This is a genomic window from Streptomyces sp. NPDC101165 (assembly GCF_044768135.1).
Classification (GTDB): domain Bacteria; phylum Actinomycetota; class Actinomycetes; order Streptomycetales; family Streptomycetaceae; genus Streptomyces.
In genome coordinates this window covers 101,273-123,613 of sequence record NZ_JBIWPG010000019.1, presented here as the reverse complement: position 1 = coordinate 123,613, position 22,341 = coordinate 101,273, and the positions used below count along the sequence as shown (strand labels likewise).

At 71.1% G+C, this 22,341-nt stretch carries 14 protein-coding genes and 5 pseudogenes; 5 read left to right on the top strand and 14 right to left on the bottom strand.

Features of this window, described 5'->3' with window-relative positions; translation table 11 throughout:
• The first annotated feature begins 33 nt into the window (after positions 1–33).
• Positions 34–2,076, top strand: a pseudogene (locus tag ACIRVH_RS34330) (TIM-barrel domain-containing protein).
• A gap of 50 nt (positions 2,077–2,126) precedes the next feature.
• Here ACIRVH_RS34330 and ACIRVH_RS34325 read toward each other — a convergent pair.
• Both ACIRVH_RS34325 and ACIRVH_RS34320 read right to left on the bottom strand, forming a co-directional pair.
• A pseudogene (locus ACIRVH_RS34325) lies at positions 2,127–2,845 on the bottom strand (hypothetical protein).
• A 34-nt stretch (positions 2,846–2,879) separates the two neighbouring features.
• Positions 2,880–3,785 (bottom strand): annotated as a pseudogene (locus ACIRVH_RS34320) (glycosyl hydrolase family 95 catalytic domain-containing protein); the annotation flags it as partial.
• Between the two features lies 1 nt (position 3,786).
• On the opposite strand from ACIRVH_RS34320, the pseudogene ACIRVH_RS34315 reads away from it, so the two are divergent.
• Together ACIRVH_RS34315 and ACIRVH_RS34310 are read left to right on the top strand one after the other, a co-directional pair.
• Positions 3,787–4,740: pseudogene (locus tag ACIRVH_RS34315) on the top strand (fibronectin type III-like domain-contianing protein); the annotation flags it as partial.
• 220 nt (positions 4,741–4,960) lie between these two features.
• Complete coding sequence (locus ACIRVH_RS34310) at positions 4,961–5,341, top strand: VOC family protein (protein ID WP_403961580.1); 381 nt, start codon at positions 4,961–4,963, stop codon at positions 5,339–5,341.
• Between the two features lie 24 nt (positions 5,342–5,365).
• Here the strand turns inward: ACIRVH_RS34310 and ACIRVH_RS34305 are convergent, their stop codons facing one another.
• The 7 genes from ACIRVH_RS34305 to ACIRVH_RS34275 form a co-directional block, all read right to left on the bottom strand.
• Positions 5,366–5,872: a hypothetical protein gene (locus tag ACIRVH_RS34305; RefSeq protein WP_403961576.1), complete on the bottom strand. Its 507-nt coding sequence runs from the start codon at positions 5,870–5,872 to the stop codon at positions 5,366–5,368.
• 29 nt (positions 5,873–5,901) lie between these two features.
• The gene (locus ACIRVH_RS34300) at positions 5,902–6,690 is read right to left on the bottom strand and encodes an ArsR/SmtB family transcription factor (RefSeq protein WP_403961769.1); all 789 of its coding nucleotides are present in this window, start codon (positions 6,688–6,690) and stop codon (positions 5,902–5,904) included.
• 160 nt (positions 6,691–6,850) lie between these two features.
• Positions 6,851–7,459 (bottom strand): AraC family transcriptional regulator, encoded by a 609-nt coding sequence (locus tag ACIRVH_RS34295; RefSeq protein WP_403961766.1) that lies wholly within the window; start codon positions 7,457–7,459, stop codon positions 6,851–6,853.
• A 163-nt stretch (positions 7,460–7,622) separates the two neighbouring features.
• Positions 7,623–8,996, bottom strand: a complete 1,374-nt coding sequence (locus tag ACIRVH_RS34290; protein WP_403961573.1) for a S8 family serine peptidase — start codon at positions 8,994–8,996, stop codon at positions 7,623–7,625.
• Positions 8,997–9,187: 191 nt separating this feature from the next.
• On the bottom strand, positions 9,188–10,633 hold the full coding sequence (locus ACIRVH_RS34285; protein ID WP_403961571.1) for an aldehyde dehydrogenase family protein: 1,446 nt from the start codon (positions 10,631–10,633) through the stop codon (positions 9,188–9,190).
• Between the two features lie 176 nt (positions 10,634–10,809).
• On the bottom strand, positions 10,810–12,411 hold the full coding sequence (locus ACIRVH_RS34280; RefSeq protein ID WP_403961568.1) for a PucR family transcriptional regulator: 1,602 nt from the start codon (positions 12,409–12,411) through the stop codon (positions 10,810–10,812).
• Between the two features lie 137 nt (positions 12,412–12,548).
• Positions 12,549–14,675 (bottom strand): ATP-binding protein, encoded by a 2,127-nt coding sequence (locus ACIRVH_RS34275; RefSeq protein ID WP_403961566.1) that lies wholly within the window; start codon positions 14,673–14,675, stop codon positions 12,549–12,551.
• A 289-nt stretch (positions 14,676–14,964) separates the two neighbouring features.
• Between ACIRVH_RS34275 and gabT the strand changes: the two genes are divergently transcribed.
• Positions 14,965–16,299, top strand: coding sequence for a 4-aminobutyrate--2-oxoglutarate transaminase (gene gabT, locus ACIRVH_RS34270; RefSeq protein ID WP_403961563.1), 1,335 nt, complete (start codon positions 14,965–14,967; stop codon positions 16,297–16,299).
• A gap of 390 nt (positions 16,300–16,689) precedes the next feature.
• On the opposite strand, the gene ACIRVH_RS34265 is transcribed toward gabT, so the two are convergent.
• Positions 16,690–16,914, bottom strand: a complete 225-nt coding sequence (locus tag ACIRVH_RS34265; RefSeq protein ID WP_403961775.1) for a hypothetical protein — start codon at positions 16,912–16,914, stop codon at positions 16,690–16,692.
• 57 nt (positions 16,915–16,971) lie between these two features.
• Between ACIRVH_RS34265 and ACIRVH_RS34260 the strand changes: the two are divergent.
• A pseudogene (locus ACIRVH_RS34260) lies at positions 16,972–17,238 on the top strand (phosphatase PAP2 family protein); the annotation flags it as partial.
• Positions 17,239–17,287: 49 nt separating this feature from the next.
• On the opposite strand, the gene ACIRVH_RS34255 reads toward ACIRVH_RS34260, so the two are convergent.
• The 4 genes from ACIRVH_RS34255 to ACIRVH_RS34240 form a co-directional block, all read right to left on the bottom strand.
• Positions 17,288–19,102: a chitinase gene (locus tag ACIRVH_RS34255; protein WP_403961560.1), complete on the bottom strand. Its 1,815-nt coding sequence runs from the start codon at positions 19,100–19,102 to the stop codon at positions 17,288–17,290.
• A gap of 86 nt (positions 19,103–19,188) precedes the next feature.
• On the bottom strand, positions 19,189–19,641 hold the full coding sequence (locus tag ACIRVH_RS34250; protein ID WP_403961558.1) for a hypothetical protein: 453 nt from the start codon (positions 19,639–19,641) through the stop codon (positions 19,189–19,191).
• A 122-nt stretch (positions 19,642–19,763) separates the two neighbouring features.
• Positions 19,764–20,696, bottom strand: coding sequence for a hypothetical protein (locus ACIRVH_RS34245; protein WP_403961554.1), 933 nt, complete (start codon positions 20,694–20,696; stop codon positions 19,764–19,766).
• A gap of 197 nt (positions 20,697–20,893) precedes the next feature.
• Positions 20,894–22,324 (bottom strand): NAD(P)/FAD-dependent oxidoreductase, encoded by a 1,431-nt coding sequence (locus tag ACIRVH_RS34240; protein ID WP_403961551.1) that lies wholly within the window; start codon positions 22,322–22,324, stop codon positions 20,894–20,896.
• Positions 22,325–22,341: the final 17 nt, after the last annotated feature.

Sequence of the window (22,341 nt, the reverse complement as noted above, 5' to 3'; positions counted from 1 at the left end):
CCCTGTCTGCACTCCTCTCCTCAGGAGCATGCCGTGAATCAGCCTGCCGGAATTCAGCCCAAGGTCAGCCTCGCGCAGTCCTCCCCCACCGTCGGCACCTTCCGTGAGCAGGACGGGGCGCTGGAGTGGAGCGGCCGTCAGGAGACGGTGCGGATCGAGCCGTGGGGTCCGGACGCGGTCCGGGTGCGCGCCCGGCTCGGCGGCCCGGTCCTGGACGGGTTGCCGGGGGCGCTCCTGGACGCCCCGCAGGCCACCGAGAGCACCGTCAAGGTGACCTAGGAACAGGGGCTGTTGACGGTCGGCGCACTCACCGTCGAGGTGAGTGCCGAGGGTCTGATCCGCTTTCTGCGCACCGACGACCGCGCGGAGCTGCTCGCGGAGGAGCGCGCCCACTTCTGGTGGCCCGGCTCGCGTCTGTACACGGCCGTCGGCAACGGCCACCACCGCCTGGAGCAGCGCTTCGCCGCCCACGAGGGCGAGAAGCTGTACGGCCTGGGCCAGCACCAGCACGGCCGGCTGGACCAGAAGGGCCTGGTGCTGGACCTGGTGCAGCGCAACGCCGAGGTGAGCGTCCCGGTGCTGGTCTCCAGCCGGGGCTACACCCTGCTGTGGAACAACCCGGCGATCGGCCGGGTGGAGCTGGCGGCCAACGGCACCCGCTGGGTGGCCGACTCGGCCCGGCAGCTCGACTACTGGATCACCGCGGGCACCCCGGCCGACGGGCAGCGCGCCTACAGCGCGGCGACCGGGCGTTCGCCGATGCTGCCGGAGTGGGCGGCGGGCTTCTGGCAGTGCAAGCTGCGCTATCGCACCCAGGACGAACTCCTGGAGGTGGCACGGGAGTACAGGCGCCGGGGCCTTCCCCTCTCCGCGATCGTCTGCGACTTCTTCCACTGGACCCACCTCGGCGAGTGGAAGTTCGACCCTAGGGAGTGGCCCGACCCGGCCGCGATGGTCCGCGAGCTGGACGAGCTGGGCGTCAAGCTGGTCGTGTCCGTGTGGCCGTCGGTGTCGCCGCTGTCCGAGAACCACCCGCTGATGGAGCAGCGCGGCTGGTTCATCGGCACCCAGTACGGCCCGATGGCGCACGCCGACTGGCCGGACAAGGAGATCGCCTCGACCGTCCAGGTGGCCTTCTACGACGCCACGAACCCCGAGGCACGGGAGTTCGTGTGGTCCCGCGTCCGGGACAACTACCTCGCCCCGTACGGCATCACGGCCTTCTGGCTGGACGCCTGCGAGCCGGAGCTGAAGCCGGGGTTCCCCGAGAACCTGCGCTACTGGGCGGGCCCGGGTCCGGAGGTCGGCAACCTCTACCCGCGGGAGAACGCCCGCACCTTCCACGAGGGCCTGCTGGCGGCCGGCGAGACGGACGTGGTCACGCTGAACCGCTCGGCGTGGGCGGGCAGTCAGCGCTACGGCGCCGCCCTGTGGTCCGGTGACATCGGCACCGACTTCGCGACCCTGCGCCGCCAGATCGCGGCCGGCCTCAACACGGCGCTCTCCGGCATCCCCTGGTGGAACACCGACATCGGCGGCTTCCACGGCGGCGACCCGGACGACCCGGCGTACCGCGAGGTCATGATCCGCTGGTTCCAGTTCGGCGCGCTGTCCCCGCTGATGCGTCTGCACGGCTTCCGCGACCCGGGTATGCCGCTGGGCCCGGACATGACCGGCGGCCCGAACGAGGTGTGGTCGTACGGCGAGGAGGCCGGCAGAGTCCTGGAGAAGTACCTGCGGCTGCGCGAGCGCCTGAAGCCGTATGTGCTGCAGGTGATGCGGGAGGCCCACGAGGAGGGCCTGCCGGTGATGCGTCCGCTGTTCCTGGAGTTCCCCGACGACCAGGCGGCCTGGTCCGTCGACGACGCCTACCTCTTCGGCCGCGATCTGCTGGTCGCGCCGGTGCTGACGGCGGGCGCCACGGCCAGCACGACGTACCTGCCGGCGGGCGCGCGCTGGACGGACGCGTGGACGGGTGAGACGTACGAGGGCGGTACGGCCGTGACGGTGGACGCCCCGCTGGACCGCATCCCGCTGTTCCTGCGGGACGGCGCGGAGCTGCCGATCGCCGGCTGAGCGCACGAGGGGGCCGGCCCCGCCCGGGACCGGCCCCCCCTTCAGACAGCTCAGCTGCTGCTGACGCCGTAGCTGTTGGTCGTGAAGTTCAGTCCGCCGGACGACGAGGTGATCTCGTAGCCGAACTGCAGGTCACCGATGGTCACGTCGCCGAACCAGCCCTTGGTGTCCTTGATCCACTTCAGGATCGGCAGGATGTTCACCGTGCCGGAGCCGGAGTTGGAGCTGCGCACGAAGGAGAAGACGTCGTTGGAGCCGTTGTTGCCCTTGTAGACGGTCCAGGTGGAGCCGCCGAGGGTCAGGGAGCCCTGCGAGGTGCCGAGCGGGCCGACGGCTCCGGTCCTGTTGACCCAGAGCATGACCTCGTGCTTGTAGCCGGTGTCCCAGATGTCGTACGACGTGTTGTACGCGCCGGACGACGGCACGGTGACGTTGTAGCTGCTGGTGAGCGAGGAGAGCGAGGTGATCGACTTGTTGATCACCTTCTTGGCGTTCGGGTAGGACTTGATGCCGCCGGTGTTCGGGTGGTCGGCCCAGACACCCCAGTTGGTGCCGGAGTTGGCCCAGACGCACTGGCTGCCCGCGCCGGAGCCCCAGATGTTGTTGTAGAGGGTGTAGCCGTTCAGTGTGGTGTTGCCCCACTGGTCGCAGGAGCTCCAGACGGCGGCGGAGGCGCGCGCCGAGGCGAGGCGAGGCCGACGGTGGCGCCGAGGGCGAGCGCGGGGGCGATCAGGGCCTTGGCGACCCTGCTCGGCGTGCTTGTTGCCATGGGTGTCCCTTCCATGGGTGGGGGGGTTCCTCGGTCACCGCGCCCCCAGGGTGAGGACGCGGTCTTCTCCGGCGACGAGGTCGAGCGGCTCCGCGCCGGAGGAAGTCCGCAGTTCGATGCGGTGGGTGCGGCCGGGCCGCACGACGGCTCGGGCGCCGTCGGGGGTCCAGTCGAGGTCGATCTCCGCGCCGAACCGGGTGCGCACGCCGCGCAGTTCGCCCCGGGGGCAGCCGTCCGTGACGGCCGGCAGCAGGACGAGCCGGTCCGGGGTGGACTGCACGAGCGCCTCGATCAGCACGGCGGGGAGGGTGTGCGCGGCGTCCGCGTTGTAGACGTCGCGGTTCGGGTAGTGGGCGCTCATCAGGGAGGCGTGGAAGAAGTCGCCCTCCAGGACCTGACGCAGGGCGTGCGTGACCCGGTCGGGGTCCCGGAGCCGGGCCGCGATCAGGGCGTGGTGGAGATGGCCGTGGGCCGAGTGGTTCTCGGCGCCGCGCAGTTCGAGGGCGCGGTGGGCGGCGGCGGCCAGGTCCGGGGTGTCGTAGGGGGTGATCTAGTCCAGCGGCCAGACGCCGTAGAGATGGCTGAGGTGGCGGTGGTCGTAGGTGTCGTCCAGGCCGGGCCAGGCCCATTCGGCGAGGGCGCCGTCGGCGTTGATCCGGTGCGGGGGCAGTTGCTCGGCCAACTCCTGCCATTTCTTTGCGTGTTCGGGGTGATAGCGGGCGGCGGTGAGCAGGGCGTGCCGGGCGGCGGAGAGGTCCATGGCCGCGTTGAGCGCGCCCCAGCCGGCGTTCGCCGGCCGGTTCTCGGGCGAGTAGGACGGGACGGCGACGAGGCGGCCGTCGGCGTCGGTGCGGGTGAGGAAGTCCTCGTAGAAGGCGGCGATCCCGGCGAGGACGGCGGCCGTGCGCGGATCCTGGGCGCCGCGATTCTCGTCGTGGTCGGCCGTCGTCTGGACCGCACACGGCGGCCAGGCCGCGGGCACGGCCCTGGCCCGGGTGCTGGCCGGTGACGTCTCCCCCGCGGGCCGCCTCCCGCAGACCTGGTACGCGTCCGACGCCGACCTTCCGGACCTGTTCGACTACGACGTGATCGGCGGCCGCCAGACCTACCTCTACTTCGAGGGCACCCCGCTGTTCCCCTTCGGCCACGGCCTGTCGTACGCGTCCTTCGCCTACGCCGACCTGTCGGCCCGGGTGCAGGACGGCACGGTCCACGTCGGCTGCACCCTCACGAACACGGGCGACCGCACGGCCGACGAGGTCGCCCAGCTCTGCACCCGGGCGGCGGACCCTTCCGTGCCCCGGCCGCGCCGCGAGCTGCTCGCCCACCGCCGGGTGACGCTCGCACCCGGCGGGCGGACGGAGCTCCACTTCGAAGTCCCGCTGTCGGCCTTCGAGTTCTGGGATGTGGCACGGGACGGATGGCGCCTGAAGCAGGGCCCGTACGACCTTCTGCTCGGCGCGTCCAGCGAGGACGTCCGGCTGCGCACGACCGTCACCCTGGACGGCGAGCCCCAGGCGCCCCGCGCGGTCGTCCGACGGGGCCTGGAGGCGGCGGACTTCGACGAGCAGTCCGGCGTCGTGATCGTCGACCGTACGAGGACGGCGGGCGACGCGGTGACTCCGGCGGGGGGCGGCACGGCCGAACTGGTCTACCGGGCCTGCGACTTCGGCGACGGCGTGATCGAGGTGACGGCTCAGCTGGCGGGCGAGGGCGTCCTGGAGCTGTCCCTGGACGGCGGGCCGCCGCTGGCCGCGCTGACCCTCTCCGTCCCCACCGCGGACGCCTACGCCTACACCGCGCTGGGCGCCGGAATCGTCACCGAGGGCGTGCACGACGTCCACCTCAGGCTGCGCGGCCCGCTGCGGCTCGCGCATGTCGGCTTCTCCGGTTGAGGGTCCGCAGAAGCCGACACCCGGAAGGGGCCCGGCACCGGCAGGCAGCGGTGCCGGGCCCCCTCTCCGCAAGGCGGTTGGGCGGGGCGAGGACCCCGAAAACCCCTCGCACCTGCTCGCCCCGCCCGGTACGGTCGCGAGCGCGTTCCCACTGCGGGGAGCTCAAGAGCTCCGCGCGCGGCCGCCCCGGCAGTTCCCACGCTGAGAGCAGGTTTCGTCGATGGCATGTCGTATCAGTGAGCTCGTGCTCGGTTGCCGCGACCCCGAGGTGCTGGCGCGGTTCTGGTGCGAGGTCCTGGACTTCGTGGTGCTCGGCCGCGAAGAGGACGGCAGCATCGAGATCGGGCCGCGCGAAGGCTTCGGCGGCGCGCAGCCGACGCTCTTCCTCAGCCGCAGGGCCGAGCCGGAGCCGGGCAAGCCCCGGCTGCACATCGACGTCAACGCCACCGACCGCGATCAGGACGCCGAGCTCGAACGCCTCCTGAAGCTCGGGGCGCGCCCGGCCGACATCGGCCAGACCGGCGAGGAGTCCTGGCACGTTCTCGCCGACCCCGAGGGCAATGAGTTCTGCCTGCTCAGGACCCGCCTCAACCCGCTCTGACGGCTCTGGGTCCCCGGTGCGGCCCTAGGGCACGTCCGCCGCGGCTCCGTCCCCGAGGAGAGCCAGGAGCTGCTTCGCGTGACCGGGGAGCTCCACCTCTGCGAGGCCTGCGAGGAGGCCCCTGAGCGGTACGGGCTCGTCGACCAGGAGTGTGCCGTTGGACAGCAGCAGGGTGGGCACCGGCGTGTCGAGTTCGGCCTCGCTCAGCATCGGTCCGCCGAGTGCGCAGAGGGCGTCCGCCTGGATGCGGATGCGGTCCCGAAGTCCCGCGTTGCCGCCGGCGAGCGCGATGACGCGGTCGAGGGTCCAGGTGTCCTGCGCGAGTCGGTTGTCGTACGTCGTCACCGCTCCCGAAGCGACCGAGGAGACGGCGGTGAGGGTGGCGGCGCCGACGAGGGCGACGTGCGCCAGGATCTGGTCCGCGTTCCATTCGCCGGCCGGCGGGACGGGGCTCGCGTCGCCCGAGTCGGCCACCGTGGCGGCGGCATCCAGCAGGGTGCGGTAGGCGTCCCGGAGCGGGGTGGAGTCCATGATGTCTTCTCCCTTCTGCGGATGTCGTCTCAGCTGTGCGAGCGGTACATCTCCCAGGGGGCCTGCGGGAGGATGTCGCCGGTCTCCAGCAGCGACTTGAGGTTCGCCAGCACGGCCGGCCATCCCTGTGAAATCCCCTTGAGCATCGCCTCGTCGGCGAGGTTCTCGTGGGTCACGGTGAGGCGGACGATGTCCTCGTACGGCTCGACGAGGAAGGTGACGACGGACGGCTCTCTGGGCGGCGCGGTGTCAGGGGCGTCCTCGAACGTGATGACCAGGCTCGTCGGGGGTTCGGCCTTGAGCACCTGGCCGACGACGTCGGTCTTGCCCGATCCGTCGACGCGCCGGTGCTCCCAGGACGAGCCCGGCTGCCAGTCCGAGACGTTGGCGTGGCCCCAGTAGCGCGCCGTCAGGTCCGCGTCCGTCAGGGCCTGCCACACCTGCTCCGCGCTCGCACGGATGTAGGTGACGTAGACGTAGGTCGGTACGGATGTGGGTGCGTCGGTCATGGCGTACTCCTCTGCCTGGTTCTTGATGGCACTGATCGCTTGCAGGCGGGGCTTGTCGAACTCCGAGATCCAGCGCTCCTCGATCTCGTGGATGGGGGCCGGATTGAGGTAGTGGAGGCGTTCCCGCCCGCGCCGTACGACGGTCACGAGGTTGGCCTGCTGGAGCAGGTCGAGATGCTGCGTCGCTGACTGCCGTGTCATCTCGAGGCGCTCGCACAGCTCACGCAGCGTCTGACCGTTCTGCTCGCGCAGACGGTCGAGCAGGAGTCGTCGGGTGGGGTCGGCCAGTGCTTTGAAGACCGAGTCCATCGCTCTCGCTTCGTGGCTCACCCTTCGATTATGCAGGTATCTGCCTGCATAATGTCAACGACGAGATCCGAGCCCAGGGCACGCCACCTGCCGGGAACCGTTCTGACCTGCGGTGATGTCGTTTCAGTGCAACGGGAGACCGACGCCGGTGCGCGGGCCTTCAGCGCAGTGCGGCCTCGCCCGCCCGGACGGCGCGCAGGGCGCGCTCGACGGTCGCCCGGTTCTCGCCGACCGGCGCCACGTAGTCGATGACGTCGCGTGCCGCGTCCTCACCGAGCGTTCGGGTGATCACCCACGCGGCGAGATACTGCGACGCCAGGCAGCCGCCCGCCGTGGCAATGTTCCCCTCGGCGTGGAACGGCGCGTCCAGCACGGTGACGTCGCAGGCCTCCAAGAAGGGCCGGCTCGTGCGGTCCGTGCAGGCGGGCATGTCGTCCAGCAGGCCGAGCCGGGCGAGCACCAGCGCGCCGGAGCACTGCGCGCCGATCAGCTGTCGCGCAGGGTCGAGCGGCAGCCTGGAGATCAGCCGGTCGTCGGCGACCACGTCCCGCGTCCTCACGCCGCTGCCGATCAGCACGACATCGGCTTCGGTCACGAACTCCATCGGGCGCTGCCCGGTCACCTCGACGCCGGTCATGGACGTCACCACCGGCGTCGGTGTCGTGATGAAGGCCTCCAGACCGTCCTTGCGGCACCGGTTGATCAGCGCGGAGGCGATGAAGCTGTCGAGCTCGTTGAATCCGTCAAAGGTGACCACGGCTACCTGCACGGCGCCTCCTCGCAGCACGGCACGGAACGCGCAGTCTGCCAGGCGCGCTGCGGCCGGGTCGCGGGCCAATCGGCGATCCGTGACCCACGGACGGACGAACGGCCCGGGTGGAGAACCCGGGCCGTCGGCAGGGCGGCAGCAGCCCCGTTGCAGGTGTGTCGCGTCAGCTGTGGTGGCCGGCCTCGGCGAGGGCGGTCACGAAGCGGAGGGCGTTCACGGTGCCCACGCCGGTGGCCATGTCGTAGCCCTTGACGGCCTTGTAGCCGGTGACACCTTCGTAGCTGTTGTCGGTGCCGTCGTTGACGTCGACGACGCCGGTGTTCCTGAGCTTGGCCAGCTTGTACAGCGCCGCGTTGATGTTGCCGAGCCGGTGGCCCGCGGCCTGGTCGGCGAGGGCGACGATGCCCGAGAAGAGCGGGCTGGCCTCGCTGGTGCCGCCGCTGACGTCCCAGCCGGTGGCGGTCGGGTCGTAGCTGGAGTAGATCCAGGCACCGCCGTTGACCGCGGCGGCCATCGACACGTCCGGCGTGCCGCGACGGGTGCCGACGATGCTCTTCACGCCGTCCTGGAAGCCCGGGCGGGAGAAGACGTGCGACTGGCCGCCGCCGCCCGCGCCGTAGTCGTTGTAGACGCTGTCCGGCTTGACGCGGTCACCCTTGTCGTTCAGGTGGAGCTGGGTGCCACCGATGGAGGTGACCAACGGGTCCGAGGACGGCCAGGAGTTGACCCGCTTGTTGTAGTAGTGCTTGCCGTCCGCCTTCATGTCGGTGGCACCGCCGTCGCCGGAGGAGGCGAGGACGGTCACGTGCTTCCGGTTCGCGGCCTGGAAGGCGTAGCGCAGCTTCTTGATGCTGGAGAAGTCGCCCCGGTCGAAGCCGGGGAAGGTGTTCTCCGTGGCGCCGAAGCTCTGGGTGATGACGTCGCCGACACCCTGGTCGATCAGGTGCTTCTCGGCGGACATCATCTCCGGCAGACCGGTGGTGCCCTCGGTCTCGGAGACGGCCGTCTCCACCAGGACGATCTTGGCGTCGGGCGCCACCGCGTGGGCCATCTCGACGTCCAGGGTGGTCTCGCCGGCCCACCCGGTCATGTCGGAGTTCTTGGGGTCGAAGGCGGGCACGTGACCCCACTTGACGACCTTGACCTTGGTGCTGGGCAGACCGAACTGCCTGCTGTAGTGGTCGAGGTCGTGCTGGACCGTCGGAGAGCCGAACGAGTCCACGATGACGATGGTGCGCCCCTTGCCCGTGATGCCCTTGCGGTACAGCGGGTTGAGGTTGTACGCGGTGCGGTACTGCAGCGGGTTGTAGCAGTTGATGTGCCACTTGGCCTGGCACTGCGCGCTCGGGAGCGGGCTGGCCACGCCATGGACCAGGGTGTGCCCTGCGATGGCCGGAACCGCCTTGGTGTGCGGTACGGCGGCGGGCGCGGCGGCGGTGACGCCGGCCTGCGAAGTGGTCGCCAGCGCGGCGGCGACGAGGGCAGCGGTGGCGGCCGCGGAAGTCGCGACGCCGCGCCCGGTACGGGCTATGTGCATGAATTCCCCTGAGTGGTCCGTGAGTCGGACGAAGTGGTCGACTCGCATCCCATCGAGTGGGTCATGCACAGAACAAGACTATTGAACGGACGATGCCGAATCCTTTACCCGGCCATAGGAACGGCAAAAGAAACGGCCGCAGCCCCCGCACAGTGGGCTGCGGCCGTTCCGTCCGACCTGTCCGTGGCAGGTCAGAGCGCGAGACCGGTGAGAACCAGAACGCGCTCGTATGTGTAGTCCTCCATCGCGAACTTCACGCCCTCGCGACCCACACCGGACTGCTTGGCACCGCCGTACGGCATCTGGTCGGCGCGGTAGGACGGGACGTCGCCGATGACCACGCCGCCGACCTCCAGCGCACGGTGGGCGCGGAAGGCGACCTGGAGGTCGCGGGTGAACACGCCCGCCTGGAGGCCGTACTTGGAGGAGTTGACGGCGGCGAAGGCCGCGGCCTCGCCGTCCACCTTCTGCACGGTGAGGACCGGCCCGAAGACCTCCTCGCACGCGATCGTGGTGTCCGCCGGTACGTCGGTGAGGACGGTCGGCGCGTAGGAGGCGCCGTCGCGGTCGCCGCCCGTGAGGAGGGTGGCGCCGGCCTCGACGGCCTCCTTCACCCAGGACTCCACGCGCTTGGCCGCGTCCTCGCTGACCAGCGGGCCGACATCGGTCTTGTCGTCGGTCGGGTCACCGGTGGCCTGGGCCTCGACGGCGGCGACGATGCGCGGCAGCAGACGGTCGTAGACGGAGGCGTCCGCGATCACGCGCTGCACGGAGATGCAGGACTGGCCGCCCTGGTAGTTCGAGAAGGTCGCGATACGGGTCGCGGCCCAGTCGAGGTCGGCGTCGGAGGCGAAGTCGCCGAGCACGACCGCGGCACCGTTGCCGCCCAGCTCCAGGGTGCAGTGCTTGCGCGGCACCGAGTCCATGATCGCGTAGCCGACCTTCTCGGAACCGGTGAAGGAGATGACCGGCAGACGCTCGTCCTGGACCAGCGCGGGCATCTTCTCGTTGGCGACCGGGAGGATCGACCAGGAGCCGGCGGGCAGGTCGGTCTCGGCGAGCAGGTCGCCGATGATCAGGCCGGAGAGCGGGGTGGCCGGGGCCGGCTTGAGGATGATCGGGGCGCCGGCGGCGATCGCCGGGGCGACCTTGTGCGCGCACAGGTTCAGCGGGAAGTTGAACGGCGCGATACCGAGGACGACGCCCTTCGGGAAGCGGCGGGTGAGCGCCAGGCGGCCCTGGCCGCCGAGGTCGGTGTCGAGCCGCTGGGCCTCGCCGCCGTTGAACCGCCGGGCCTCCTCGGCCGCGAAGCGGAACACGGACACGGCGCGGCCGACCTCGCCGCGGGCCCACTTGATCGGCTTGCCGTTCTCGGCGGAGATCAGCTGGGCGATCTCCTCGGTGCGCTCGACCAGGCGCTTGCTGACGTGGTCGAGGGCGGCGGCACGTACGTGCGCCGGGGTCGCGGCGAACTCGTCCCGCACGGCGTACGCGGCGGCCACGGCCTCCTCGACCTGGGCGTCGGTCGGCACGCTGACCTTGCCGACGAGACGGCCGTCCCACGGGGAGGTTACGTCGAAGGTGTCCTCGCCGGTGACCTGGCGGCCGGCGAGCCAGAAGGCGTGGGTGGAAGTCATGTGAGTCCCGGCCCTTCCGCGTTGGGGGTGTGCGTGTTCTTTCGTGGTCCACGGTAGGGCGGAGGCGAGCGGGGGTCGCTTGTCCGAGTCGTACTGGTGGGGGTGGGCGATGCTCCGGTTTGGCGTGGTGGGGGCTGGAGAGGCCGGGGGCCAGGGGGCGGAGACTCCTGGTACGGCTATTCCGGTGACGTCGCCTTCAGAGCGAGCCACAGCTCCATCCGGACGTCCGGGTCGTCCAGGGAGCGCCCCAGGATCTCCTCGACCCTCCGCATCCGGTACCGCAGCGTGTGCCGATGCACCCCGAGGTCCGCCGCCGCCGCGTCCCACTGACCGTGCCGGGACAGCCACGCCCGCAGCGAGGCGACCAGATCCCCCCGCCCCGTCGCGTCGTGCTCGTGCAGCGCCCGCAGCAGCCCGTCCGCGAACGCCTTCACCGCATCGTCGGCCAGCAACGGCAGCACGGACCCCGCAGCCAGCTGCTCGTGCTCCACCAGCACCCGCCCCCGTCGCCGCGCGACGGACAGCGCCTGCTCGGCCTGCTTGTAGGCCGCCGCCGCGGCGATCGGTCCGACCGGGGCCGACAGCCCGACGACCAGCTCCACCTCGTCCCCGGCCGTCTGCTCGGGCATGGCCCGCCCGGCCTCCAGCGCCGCCGCGTACGCGGCACACGCGGCCACCGCCGCACCCCCGTCCGCGGCCATCACCACCAGCCGCTCCCCTTCGGGCACGACCAGCACGGCCTCCCCGGCGCGCGCGGCAGCCGACTCCACGGCCTCCACGATCCCGCCCAGCGCGTCGGCGTCCGCCTCCGTGTGCGCCCGCGCGGCCGGGCCGGACGCCGACTCGGCGACGATCATCCGGAAGGGGGCGTCGAGGAGCCCGCCGTACAGGTCACCGGCGACGGCCCGGGCATGGTCCGGCTCCCCGGCCAGCAGCATGCGCAGTACGGCCGCGCCGAGCCGCTGCTCGGCCGCGTGCAGCGAGCGGGACCGTTCGGTGGTGAGGGTGAGCAGGGCGATCGCGGAGTGGACGGCGTACCGCTCGGCGGTGCCGAGGGCTGCGGCCGTGCCCACGGCGAGCGCGGCGCGCGGGCGCCGGCCCGTGCCCAGGGAGTGCAGCTCCACCCGGTCCTCGTTGTCGGGACCACCGACCACCGAGGAGGCCGGGGCGGACCGCTCCCGCAGCCGCTCGACCTCCGCGGTGAGCCGGGCGGCCCGGCGGCCGGCCCACTCGGGCGCGGTGGCGACGACGGCGCCCGAGGCGTCGTACAGCGCCGCCCACCCGTCGACCTGCGCGGCGAGCGCGCCGAGCAGCCCCTCGGGTCCGGCGTTCAGCGCCTGCTTGGTCAGCTCCCGCTGGGCGGCGAAGCCCGCCGTGACGGCCCGGTACTGGTCGGCGGCGATCGCGGCGGAGACGGCCTTGCTGATGGCGAGGAAAGGGGTGCGGCGGGGCACCTCCAGCAGCGGCAGCCCCTCCTCCTCGGCGGCGTCGACGAGGGCCTTGGGGATCTCGTCGTAGTTCACCCCGACCGCGAAGCCGAGCCCTACGACGCCCGCGCCGACCAGCCGCTTCACATACCGCCGCATCGCCTCCGGATCCTCCGCGTCCAGCTTGAGCGCGGTGATCAGCAGCAGCTCGCCGCCCTCCATGTAGGGCACGGGATCGGCCAGCTCGCTCACGTGCGCCCAGCGGACGGGCACGTCGAGCCGGTCCTCGCCCGCGCGGACGGTCAGCTTGAGCGCGGAGTGGTGGACGAGCGAGGCGAGCGTCGGGGGCATGAGGCCTTCAGGGAGGGGAGAACCGGGACGGACGGCGGGTGGGGAGATCCGGTGATCAGTGTGATCAATTGGCCGCCGCGTATGAACAGCCTATGCCGATTCTGCCGTACCGTACGGTCCCCGGGTGCCGCCTTCCCTCAGTCCCGCAGATCCACCAGCAACGGCGGAGCGTGCTCACCCTGGACCGTGGTCAGCGACAGCACCGCATGGCCCGGCGGCACCCCGTGCGCCAGCTCGGAGGCCGACCAGCGCTCGCGCTCCACCTGGCGGACGGTGACGGCTCGTGCGGTGGGCGCCTGGCCGGTGATGACCCGGCGCAGCATGTGCACGGCCTTGCCGGCCGGGGTCTCGGCGATGATCTGCCGGTCGGTGACGTCCCGGGTCTCGGTCCACTCCTTGCCCCACACCTCGGCGAAGTCCTGCCCGTCCCAGGGGGTGAGCCCGGACAGCGCCATCCGGCAGCCGGTGGCACCGAGCAGCGGTCCGCGCAGCGGCCGGGGTACGTCGTCCAGGGTGCGCAGTGTCAGCACGGTGCCCGCGTGGGCGGAGCGCAGTCGCTGGACGCCGCGCACGGACTCCGGGGTGATCACACCGGAGGCGTCGTCCAGCAGCAGGCAGGCGAAGAGCGAGCGGTCCTCCCGTACCGTCACGCTGGCCGTGAACTGGGCGAGGACCAGCCGGGCGAGGATCCGCGAGGCGTCGGCGTGCCCGCGCTGGGGCAGGTCGATGCGGACCCGGACCGGGTGGTCGAGGGCCTTGAGGGAGAACGGCCGGGACTGCCCGGAGGTGTCGAAGAAGGCGGCGAATGCGGGCCGGTCGAGCAGCGCGATCCGGTCGGCGAGCACCGCGCCGACATCGCCCGGGTGGGCCATCTGCCGCTCCCGCGCGTCCAGTTCCCTGAGCAGCGACTCCTGCCCGGTGTCGGTCAGGGCCTTGCGGAGTGCGGCGAGCGGTCCGGGCGTGCCGTCGAGGAGCTGGCGCAGCTCGGGGACCGAGGGGAAGCGGTCGTGGACGGCGCGGAAGGGGCCGAGCAGCTGGGCGAGGACGGTGGTGGAGCGGCGGCTGTCGCCACCGGGGTGCGGGTCGGCGAGGTCGCCGACGAGGGCCTCGGCGAGTATGGCGGCGGCCTCGTCCGGGTCGGTGGTGCCGCCGTACAGGTCGAGGTCGTACACGGATTCCGGGTGCCCGATCCGTACGACGACGTCGTACGCCTCGACCGGGCCGAGCCCCGCGCCCGCCGCGCCGACGGCCACGACGGCGGCCCGTCCGGCGAGGGCGTGCAGACACAGCGACTCGGCGAGCGGCCGGATGACCGCGCCGGTCTTGCCGGAGCCGGCCGGGCCGACGGCGAGCAGCGAGGTGCCGAGCAGCTCGGGGCCGAGGGCGAGTCCGGAGCCGCGGTAGTGGTACGGGTTGCGGGGGTCGTCGGCGGTGGTGCCGAGCCGTACCTGCCCGGTGAGCAGGTCGTGCCGGGCCTGGCGGGCGGGCAGGTCGCGCTCGCCGGAGGGGTGCATACAGGCGGCCGAGCCGTCCTTGAGCACGGCGCCCGTGAAGGAGGCGAGCGTGTGCGTGCCGGACCGTACGCCCTGCCAGGCCCGGCTGATCCGGGCGTGGTCGACGTCCCGCATGAGCCCGGCCTTCGCCTCGGTGGCCAGCCGCTCGGCGGCCTCATGGGCTCCGGCGTGCCGCAGCTGGGGCCATTCGGCGGGGTCCTGCTCGGGGGCGGGCGTGGGCTCGGCGGCGGGTACGGCCGCCCGCCAGGCGGGCGGGCCGAAGCGGCGCCAGACCTCGCCCCAGCGGCCGAGGCGGCCGACGACGAGCATGATGACCACGGCGATGAGCGTGTAGTACGAGTACCAGAGGAGCGCGTTGCCGAACTGGTCGTTGCTCTGGCGCCAGGAGTCCGGCGTGAACAGCTCCAGGGGCAGCACCCACCAGCCCCCGAGGTAGCCGTTCCACAGCAGGGACCACACCAGCCAGCCCACGAGGAAGGCGATCAGCGCGCCGCTCAGCAGCTGCCGGGTCGGGATCCGCTCGGGCTCCTGTGCGGGCCGGGGCCGGTACCCGAACCGCCACACGCCCGGCGCCGCCTCCGGCCGGGACGCCCGCAGCCAGGCCAGGAAGGCCGAGCCGTCCGGCCTGGGCGGAACCCCGGGTGGCCCGGCGGGCATGGGCGGCACGGCGGAGCCCTCCCGGGGCACCGCCGGGCGCGGCACAGGATTCGCATGCGTACCGCGCGCGTCCCGCGTCCCGTCGCTCTCCATCGCCCTTGCCCCCTGACCAGCCGTTCCATCCACCATCAGCGAGCCAATCTAACGCCCCGACAAAGGGAGTTCACCGTTTACGCGGCCGACAGGCCGCACGGACCGGGCGCGCCCCTCCCCCAGTGCTATGTCCACGACGGACAACCAATCTTCCCGACAACGCCCACATGGAGCATGCCCACCCTCCACTTCCGGCCCTAGCCTGCGAAGAAAGAGACAAGCGTCAGTAAAACGCACCGTCCGGTACCGCCCGGGAACACCCGGTACGCAAGATCATCAGGGAGCCCTCATGACCGCACTTCCGCAGGAGCGTCGCGTCGTCACCGCCATCCCCGGCCCGAAGTCGCAGGAACTGCAGGCCCGCCGCCTCGCCGCGGTCGCGCAGGGCGTGGGCTCCGTGCTGCCCGTGTTCACGACGCGCGTGGACGGCGGCATCATCGAGGACGTCGACGGCAACCGTCTGATCGACTTCGGTTCCGGTATCGCCGTGACCTCGGTCGGCGGCTCCGCCGAGGCCGTCGTACGCCGCGCGAGCGCCCAGCTGGCCGACTTCACCCACACCTGTTTCATGGTCACGCCGTACGAGGGCTACGTGGCCGTCGCCGAGGCGCTGGCCGAGCTCACGCCGGGCGACCACGCCAAGAAGTCCGCGCTGTTCAACTCGGGCGCCGAGGCCGTCGAGAACGCCGTCAAGATCGCCCGCGCGTACACCAAGCGCCAGGCCGTCGTCGTCTTCGACCACGGCTACCACGGCCGCACCAACCTGACGATGGCGCTGACGGCCAAGAACATGCCGTACAAGCACGGCTTCGGCCCGTTCGCGCCCGAGGTCTACCGCGTCCCCGTCGCGTACGGCTACCGCTGGCTGACCGGCCCGGAGAACTGTGGCCCGGAGGCCGCGAAGCAGGCCATCGACCAGATCACCAAGCAGATCGGCGCCGACAACGTGGCCGCGATCATCATCGAGCCGGTGCTCGGTGAGGGCGGCTTCATCGAGCCGGCCAAGGGCTTCCTGCCCGCGATCAGCCAGTTCGCCAAGGACAACGGCATCGTCTTCGTCGCGGACGAGATCCAGTCCGGCTTCTGCCGCACCGGCCAGTGGTTCGCCTGCGAGGACGAGGGCATCGTCCCGGACCTGATCACCACCGCCAAGGGCATCGCCGGCGGTCTGCCGCTGGCCGCCGTCACCGGCCGCGCCGAGATCATGGACGCCGCGCACGCGGGCGGCCTCGGCGGCACCTACGGCGGCAACCCGGTGGCCTGCGCCGGTGCGCTCGGCGCCATCGAGACGATGAAGGAGCTGGACCTCAACGCCAAGGCGAAGAACATCGAGGCGATCATGAAGGCGCGCCTCACCGCCATGGCCGAGAAGTTCGACATCATCGGCGACATCCGTGGCCGTGGCGGCATGATCGCCATCGAGCTGGTCAAGGACCGCGCCGGCAAGGAGCCGAACGCGGAGGCGACCGCCGCCCTCGCCAAGGCCTGCCACCAGGAGGGCCTGCTCGTCCTGACCTGTGGCACCTACGGCAACGTGCTGCGTTTCCTGCCCCCGCTGGTGATCGGCGAGGACCTCCTGAACGAGGGTCTCGACATCATCGAGCAGGCGTTCGCACGCATCTGAGCGGCGGGTTCGCCCCTCTGGAGGGTGGCCTACGGCAGGCCGTGTGAAGAAGGTGTGCGAGGTGGATGGCGGGACGCGATTCCGTCTGCCCAAGCGCCCCGGGCTGCCGTAGGTTCTACCCAGATGAGAGATACACCCCGCCCACAGGGGACTGTGGGCGATTTCAGGCCGGGGCCTCCCCAGCTTCGACCTGGTCGTGCCCTCGCGCACACAACCGGAGCCTGACGGTTCCGGGATCTCCTCACCGATCGGACGGTCGCCGCCCCAAACCCCCCGGGGCGCGCGACGTCCCGATCCGGACGGCCGCCTCGGAACCACCCCCCCTGTTCCGGGGCGGCCGACCTCCTTCCTCCCCCCGGCGGGTCTGAGAAGCTGTGCCGCGTGTCGACGTCACCGGATCCGCGCCCGAAGTACGCGCTCCTGGCCCTGCCCACGCTTCTGCTCGCCCTGATCACCTGGCAGGTCGTCGCCCACGGCCCGCTCCTGCGCCTCGACGCGCGGTTGAGCCGGCAACTCGTCCGCCCGGACCGGTTCTCCGAACTCCTCTCCGACCTCGGCAACGTCCAGGTCGCCGTCCCGGTGCTCGTCCTCGCCCTCGGGTACTCCGCCTGGCACGGCCACGCGACGGGCACGGACCGCTGGTGGCTGCCGCCCGCCGCGGCGGCCGTACTGATGGCGCTGGTCCCGGCGTTGGTCGTCCCCCTGAAGGACTGGACCGCCCGGCCGGGGACCCCGCTGATGCCCCCGGGGGTCGGCTACTTCCCCTCCGGCCATACGGCGACCGCGGCGATCGCGTACGGTTCCGCGACCCTGCTCGTGTTTCCCTGGCTGCGTTCCCCCGCCGCCCGCCGGGCGCTCGTCGGCGCCTGCGCGGCGCTCGTGCTCGGCGTCTCCTACGGCCTGGTCCGCCGGGGCTGGCACTGGCCGCTGGACGTGGTGGCCAGCTGGTGCCTGGGCACGGTGCTGCTGACCACCCTGTCCCTGGTGGTCAGCCGAAGTAGGCGTCGAAGTTCTTCTCGAACTCCCAGTTGGAGTAGCGGTCCCAGTTCACCGACCACGTCATCAGACCCCGAAGAGCGGGCCAGGTCCCGTGGGTCGGATACGAGCCGCAGTTCGTCTTCTTCGTCAGGCAGTCCAGGGTCTTGGTGACCTCGGACGGAGCCACGTACCCGTTGCCCGCGTTCGTCGACGCCGGCATGCCGATCGCCACCTGGTCCGGGCGCAGCGGCGGGAAGACGCTGTTCGCGTCACCTGCGACCGGGAAGCCGGTGAGCAGCATGTCGGTCATGGCGATGTGGAAGTCGGCGCCGCCCATGGAGTGGTACTGGTTGTCGAGGCCCATGATCGGGCCCGAGTTGTAGTCCTGGACGTGGAGCAGGGTGAGGTCGTCGCGCAGGGCGTGGATGACCGGAAGGTACGCCCCGCAGCGCGGGTCCTGGCCGCCCCACTTGCCGGTGCCGTAGTACTGGTGGCCCATCTGGACGAAGAAGGTCTCCGGGGCCATCGTCAGGACGAACTTCGAGCCGTACTTGGCCTTCAGGGTCTTCAGGGCCGAGATGAGGTTGACGATCACGGGCGTGGTCGGGTTCCTGAAGTCCGTGTCGTTCGCGTTCAGGGACAGCGAGTGGCCCTCGAAGTCGATGTCCAGGCCGTCGAGGCCGTAGGTGTCGATGATGTTCGAGACCGAGGAGACGAAGGCGTCGCGGGCCGCCGTGGTCGTCAGCTGGACCTGGCCGTTCTGGCCGCCGATCGAGATCAGCACCTTCTTGCCGGCCGCCTGCTTGGCCTTGATCGCCGCCTTGAAGTCGGCGTCGCTCTCGACGTTCGGGCACTCGGTGACCTGGCAGCGGTTGAAGCGGATGTCACCGGAGGTGGCCGAGGTGGGTTCGCCGAAGGCGAGGTCGATGACGTCCCAGCTGTCGGGTACGTCGGCCATGCGGGTGTAGCCGGAGCCGTTGGCGAAACTGGCGTGGAGGTAGCCGACCAGGGCGTGGGCGGGCAGGTCGGTCGAGCCGCCGCCGGTGCCTGCCGTGGTCGTCGCGGTCACCGCGGCCGACTTGGCGGACTCGCCGGCGTCGTTGCTCGCGGTGACCTGGAAGCTGTACGCCGTCGAGGGCGCGAGTCCGGTGACGGTGGCCGAAGTGCCGCTCACCGTCTGGACCTTGACCCCGTCGCGGTAGACCGCGTAACTCGTGGCGCCGGTCGCCGCCGACCAGGACAGGGCGACGGAGGAGGAGGTCACCGTGCCGGTTCTGAGGCCGGTCGGCGCGGCGGGTGGCTGTCCGGTGCTCGCGCCCGGGCCGACCAGGGAGATGTCGTCGGCGTAGTAGGCGCCGGTGCCGTACCAGCCGTGTGTGTAGACGGTGACCTTCGTCGTGGCGGCGCCGGTGGTGAAGGTGGTGGTCAGCTTCTGCCAGTCGGGGGCGGACTGGGTCCAGGTGGAGACGTCGGTGGTGCCGGTGCCGTTCGCGCCGAGGTAGACGTAGGAGCCTCGGACGTAACCGGACAGCGTGTACTGGGCGTTGGGCTGGACGGTCACCGTCTGTGCACACTGCGCGTTGTCGCTGCCGGCCGGGGTCGCCTGCAGCGCGGAACTCCCGCTGTGCACAGGTGAGTTGACCGTCGTTCCGGCCGTGCAGGTCCAGCCGTCGAGGCCGGACTCGAAGCCGCCGTTCTTAGCGAGGTCCGCGTCGGCCGCACGGGCGGCCGACGAGAGGGCGGTGATCCCGGGTACGGCCAGCAGCGCGGCCGTGAGCAGGGCGAGGACGGATCTGGGGCGTCTGGCGCGTCGGGCGCGGTCCACAAGGGCCTCCGGTGAAGGGGGAGTTGGAGGGGTGGAGCGCACTCAACCTGGTCCAGACCAATCCTCTTGTCAAGGTTCCCGGGGTGTCACCCCTGCTCCTTCCTGGCCAGCCCGGCCGCCGCCTCGTGCATCGCCAGCTCCAGCAGCGCCGGGTCGGTCAGCATGCCGGAGCCGTCCGGCGGGACCAGCCAGCGCACGCCCTGTGTCGCCCGGCCCGGGTACGGCACGACGATCCAGGTGCCGGCTCCGGCGGTCCGGATGCCGGTGCCCAGCCAGCGGGCCGCGGTGCCCGGCGGCACGAAGAAGCCGACCCGATTGTCGCCGAAGTCGACCAGCACCGGGCCGGGTCGATCGAGCACCCGGGTGAGCACATCGAGCGTGGGACAGCCGAGTTCACCCGGCAGGACCAGCACGTCCCAGGCCTTGCCCGCGGGGAGCAACGCGATCCCGAGTGGGTTGCGCTCCCATTCCCAGCGGCAGGCCTCGGGGTCCGGTGCGACGGATGCCAGCCACTCGACCGCCGTCTTCGCCCCTGTCATGAGAAGGCCCCCTCTCTCTCGTGGACGCTGTCGCGTCACGAGAGAGAGGGGGCCCTACGGCGGTCATTACGCGGATTCCGGCTTCACTTTGGAGTGACCCGGGTCACATTCCCTGTGGGGCATCACCCATCGGCCGGGGCGACGTCACCGGCACCGGGGTCCTGCTGCGGCTGGTCCTGTTGCGGCTGATCCTGCGGGGCCTGGTCCTGCTTCGCCTGATCCTCTTCAGCCTGACCGGGCTGCTGGTCCTGCTGCGGCTGGTCATCCGGCGCCTGGTCCTGCTTCGCCTGATCCTGCTCGGCCTGGCCCGGCTGCTGATCCTGCTGCGGCTGGTCCTGTTGGGGCGTGTCGGGCTCGGCCGGGTCCTGCTGGGTCGTGTCGGTCTTGCCGGGGTCGGTCTTGTCCTCGTCGGTCTTTCCCGGGTCCGTCTTGTCCGTGTCGGACTTTCCCGGGTCCGTCTTGTCCGTGTCGCTCTTCCCCGGGTCGGTCTTGTCCGTGTCGGACTTCCCCGGATCCGCCTTGTCCCCGTCCGTCTTCCCCGGGTCGGTCTTGTCGGTGTCCTTCTTCTCGTCCTTCTTCTCATCCTTCCGCTCGTCCTTCTTCTCCGACTCGGCCTTGTCCCAGTCCGACTTGCCAGGCTCCTTCTTCCAGTGGTCCTGGTCGTGCACGTCCCCGTGGTGGTCGTGGTGGTGGTGCCAGAAGTAGTGGAAGTTGTCGTAGGAGTCCCAGAAGTAGTACCGGTGATGTTCGACCAGCACGAAGAAGCAGTTGTGGTGGTCGTCCCAGTAGTACTTGTAGTTGTCGACCCAGCAGTAGAACTTGTGGTGCTTCTTCCAGTGGGACTTGTGGTGCTTGTCCCAGCAGTAGATCTTGTGCCCGCCGTGCTCCTGGACGCCCTTGCTCACCGTCGGCGCCTGCGACATCGGGGCAGCCGTGGCGGTCGCGACGGGCAGGACGGCACCTCCGGCGACGGCCGCGGCCGAGGCGATCGCCGCCGCGAGGCCCATACGGCGCTTGGAACGGAAATCGTCGTTCTTGCGGATGACGCGAGTCATGATGTCTCTCCTGCTCCTGCTGGAAGGGGTTCGACGCTTTCTCGGCGCACTTCCAGTAGGCCGGAACCGCCCGGCGGGGTCATGCTCCGAAGATTCGGGACTTGACCGAGGAGGAAATCAGGCGTAAACGGCGGAGCAGCACAAAGGCCCAGGTCTGTGACCTGGGCATTTGCTAAAAAGGAGGCGTCGGAAAGGGCTCAGCTGTCGAAGCCCAGGCCCAGCCGGTCCATCGCCCGCAGCCACAGGTTGCGGCGGCCGCCGTGCGCGTCCGCGCGGGCCAGCGACCACTTCGTCAGGGCGATACCGGTCCAGGCGAAGGGCTCCGGCGGGAACGGCAGCGGCTTCCTGCGAACCATCTCCAGCTCGGTCCGCTCGGTGCGCTCCCCGTCCAGCAGGTCCAGCATCACGTCGGCGCCGAAGCGGGTGGCGCCGACGCCCAGGCCGGTGTAGCCCGCCGCGTACGCCACCTGCCCGCGGTGGGCCGTGCCGAAGAACGCCGAGAAGCGGGAGCAGGTGTCGATCGCGCCGCCCCAGGCGTGGGTGAAGCGGACGCCCTCCAGCTGCGGGAAGCAGGAGAAGAAGTGCCCCGCGAGCTTGGCGTACGTCTCCGGGCGGTCGTCGTACTCGGCGCGGACCCGGCCGCCGTAGTGGTGGATCGCGTCGTAGCCGCCCCACAGGATCCGGTTGTCTGCGGACAGCCGGAAGTAGTGGAACTGGTTCGCCGAGTCCCCGAGGCCCTGGCGGTTCTTCCAGCCGATCGAGGCCAACTGGTCGGCGCTCAGCGGCTCGGTCATCAGCGCGTAGTCGTAGACCGGGACGGTGTACGAGCGCACGCGCCGCAGCAGGCTCGGGAAGATGTTCGTGCCGAGCGCGACCTTGCGGGCCCGGACGGAGCCGTACGGCGTGCGTACGGCCATGCCGGCGCCGTACTGCTTCAGGGAGAGAGCGGGCGTGTGCTCGTACACGCGCACCCCGAGCCTGACGCACGCCTGCTTCAGGCCCCAGGCCAGCTTGGCCGGGTGCAGCATGGCCACGCCCCGGCGGTCCCACAGGCCGGCCTCGAAGGTGGGCGAGTTCACCTGCTCGCGCACGGCGTCGGTGTCGAGGAACTCGATGCCGTCGGCGAGGCCCTTCTCCTCCAGCTCCCGGTGCCAGTCGCGCAGCTCCAAGGCCTGGTAGGTCTCGGTGGCCACGTCGATCTCGCCGGTGCGCTCGAAGTCGCAGTCGATGCCGTGCCGGGCGACCGCCGCCTCGATCTCGTCGAGGTTGCGCCGGCCCAGCTCCTCCAGCCGGTTGATCTCGTCCGGCCAGCGGGCAAGGCCGTTGGGCAGGCCGTGCGTGAGGGAGGCGGCGCAGAAGCCGCCGTTGCGGCCGGAGGCGGCCCAGCCCACCTCGCGGCCTTCCAGCAGCACCACATCGCGTTGCGGGTCGCGCTCCTTGGCGTTGAGCGCGGTCCACAGTCCGCTGTAGCCGCCGCCAACGACCAGCAGGTCACAGGTCTCGGTGCCGGTGAGGGCGGGCTCGGCGTGTGGCTTGCCGGGGTCTTCCAGCCAGTACGGGACCGGCTGGGCTTCGGAAAGAGAGGAGATCCAGCTGTCTTTACCACGACTCATGGCGCTTGGGGCCATGATTTCAACTCCCTACA

Coding starts and splice junctions, on each gene's coding strand:
- ACIRVH_RS34300 (WP_403961769.1), bottom strand. CDS start 6,690: ATGGACTCGGTCTTCAAAGCACTGGCCGACCCCACCCGACGACTCCTG.
- ACIRVH_RS34245 (WP_403961554.1), bottom strand. CDS start 20,696: ATGACTCGCGTCATCCGCAAGAACGACGATTTCCGTTCCAAGCGCCGT.
- ACIRVH_RS34240 (WP_403961551.1), bottom strand. CDS start 22,324: ATGGCCCCAAGCGCCATGAGTCGTGGTAAAGACAGCTGGATCTCCTCT.
- ACIRVH_RS34305 (WP_403961576.1), bottom strand. CDS start 5,872: ATGGACTCCACCCCGCTCCGGGACGCCTACCGCACCCTGCTGGATGCC.
- ACIRVH_RS34310 (WP_403961580.1), top strand. CDS start 4,961: ATGGCATGTCGTATCAGTGAGCTCGTGCTCGGTTGCCGCGACCCCGAG.
- ACIRVH_RS34275 (WP_403961566.1), bottom strand. CDS start 14,675: ATGGAGAGCGACGGGACGCGGGACGCGCGCGGTACGCATGCGAATCCT.
- ACIRVH_RS34280 (WP_403961568.1), bottom strand. CDS start 12,411: ATGCCCCCGACGCTCGCCTCGCTCGTCCACCACTCCGCGCTCAAGCTG.
- ACIRVH_RS34250 (WP_403961558.1), bottom strand. CDS start 19,641: ATGACAGGGGCGAAGACGGCGGTCGAGTGGCTGGCATCCGTCGCACCG.
- ACIRVH_RS34290 (WP_403961573.1), bottom strand. CDS start 8,996: ATGCACATAGCCCGTACCGGGCGCGGCGTCGCGACTTCCGCGGCCGCC.
- ACIRVH_RS34285 (WP_403961571.1), bottom strand. CDS start 10,633: ATGACTTCCACCCACGCCTTCTGGCTCGCCGGCCGCCAGGTCACCGGC.
- gabT (WP_403961563.1), top strand. CDS start 14,965: ATGACCGCACTTCCGCAGGAGCGTCGCGTCGTCACCGCCATCCCCGGC.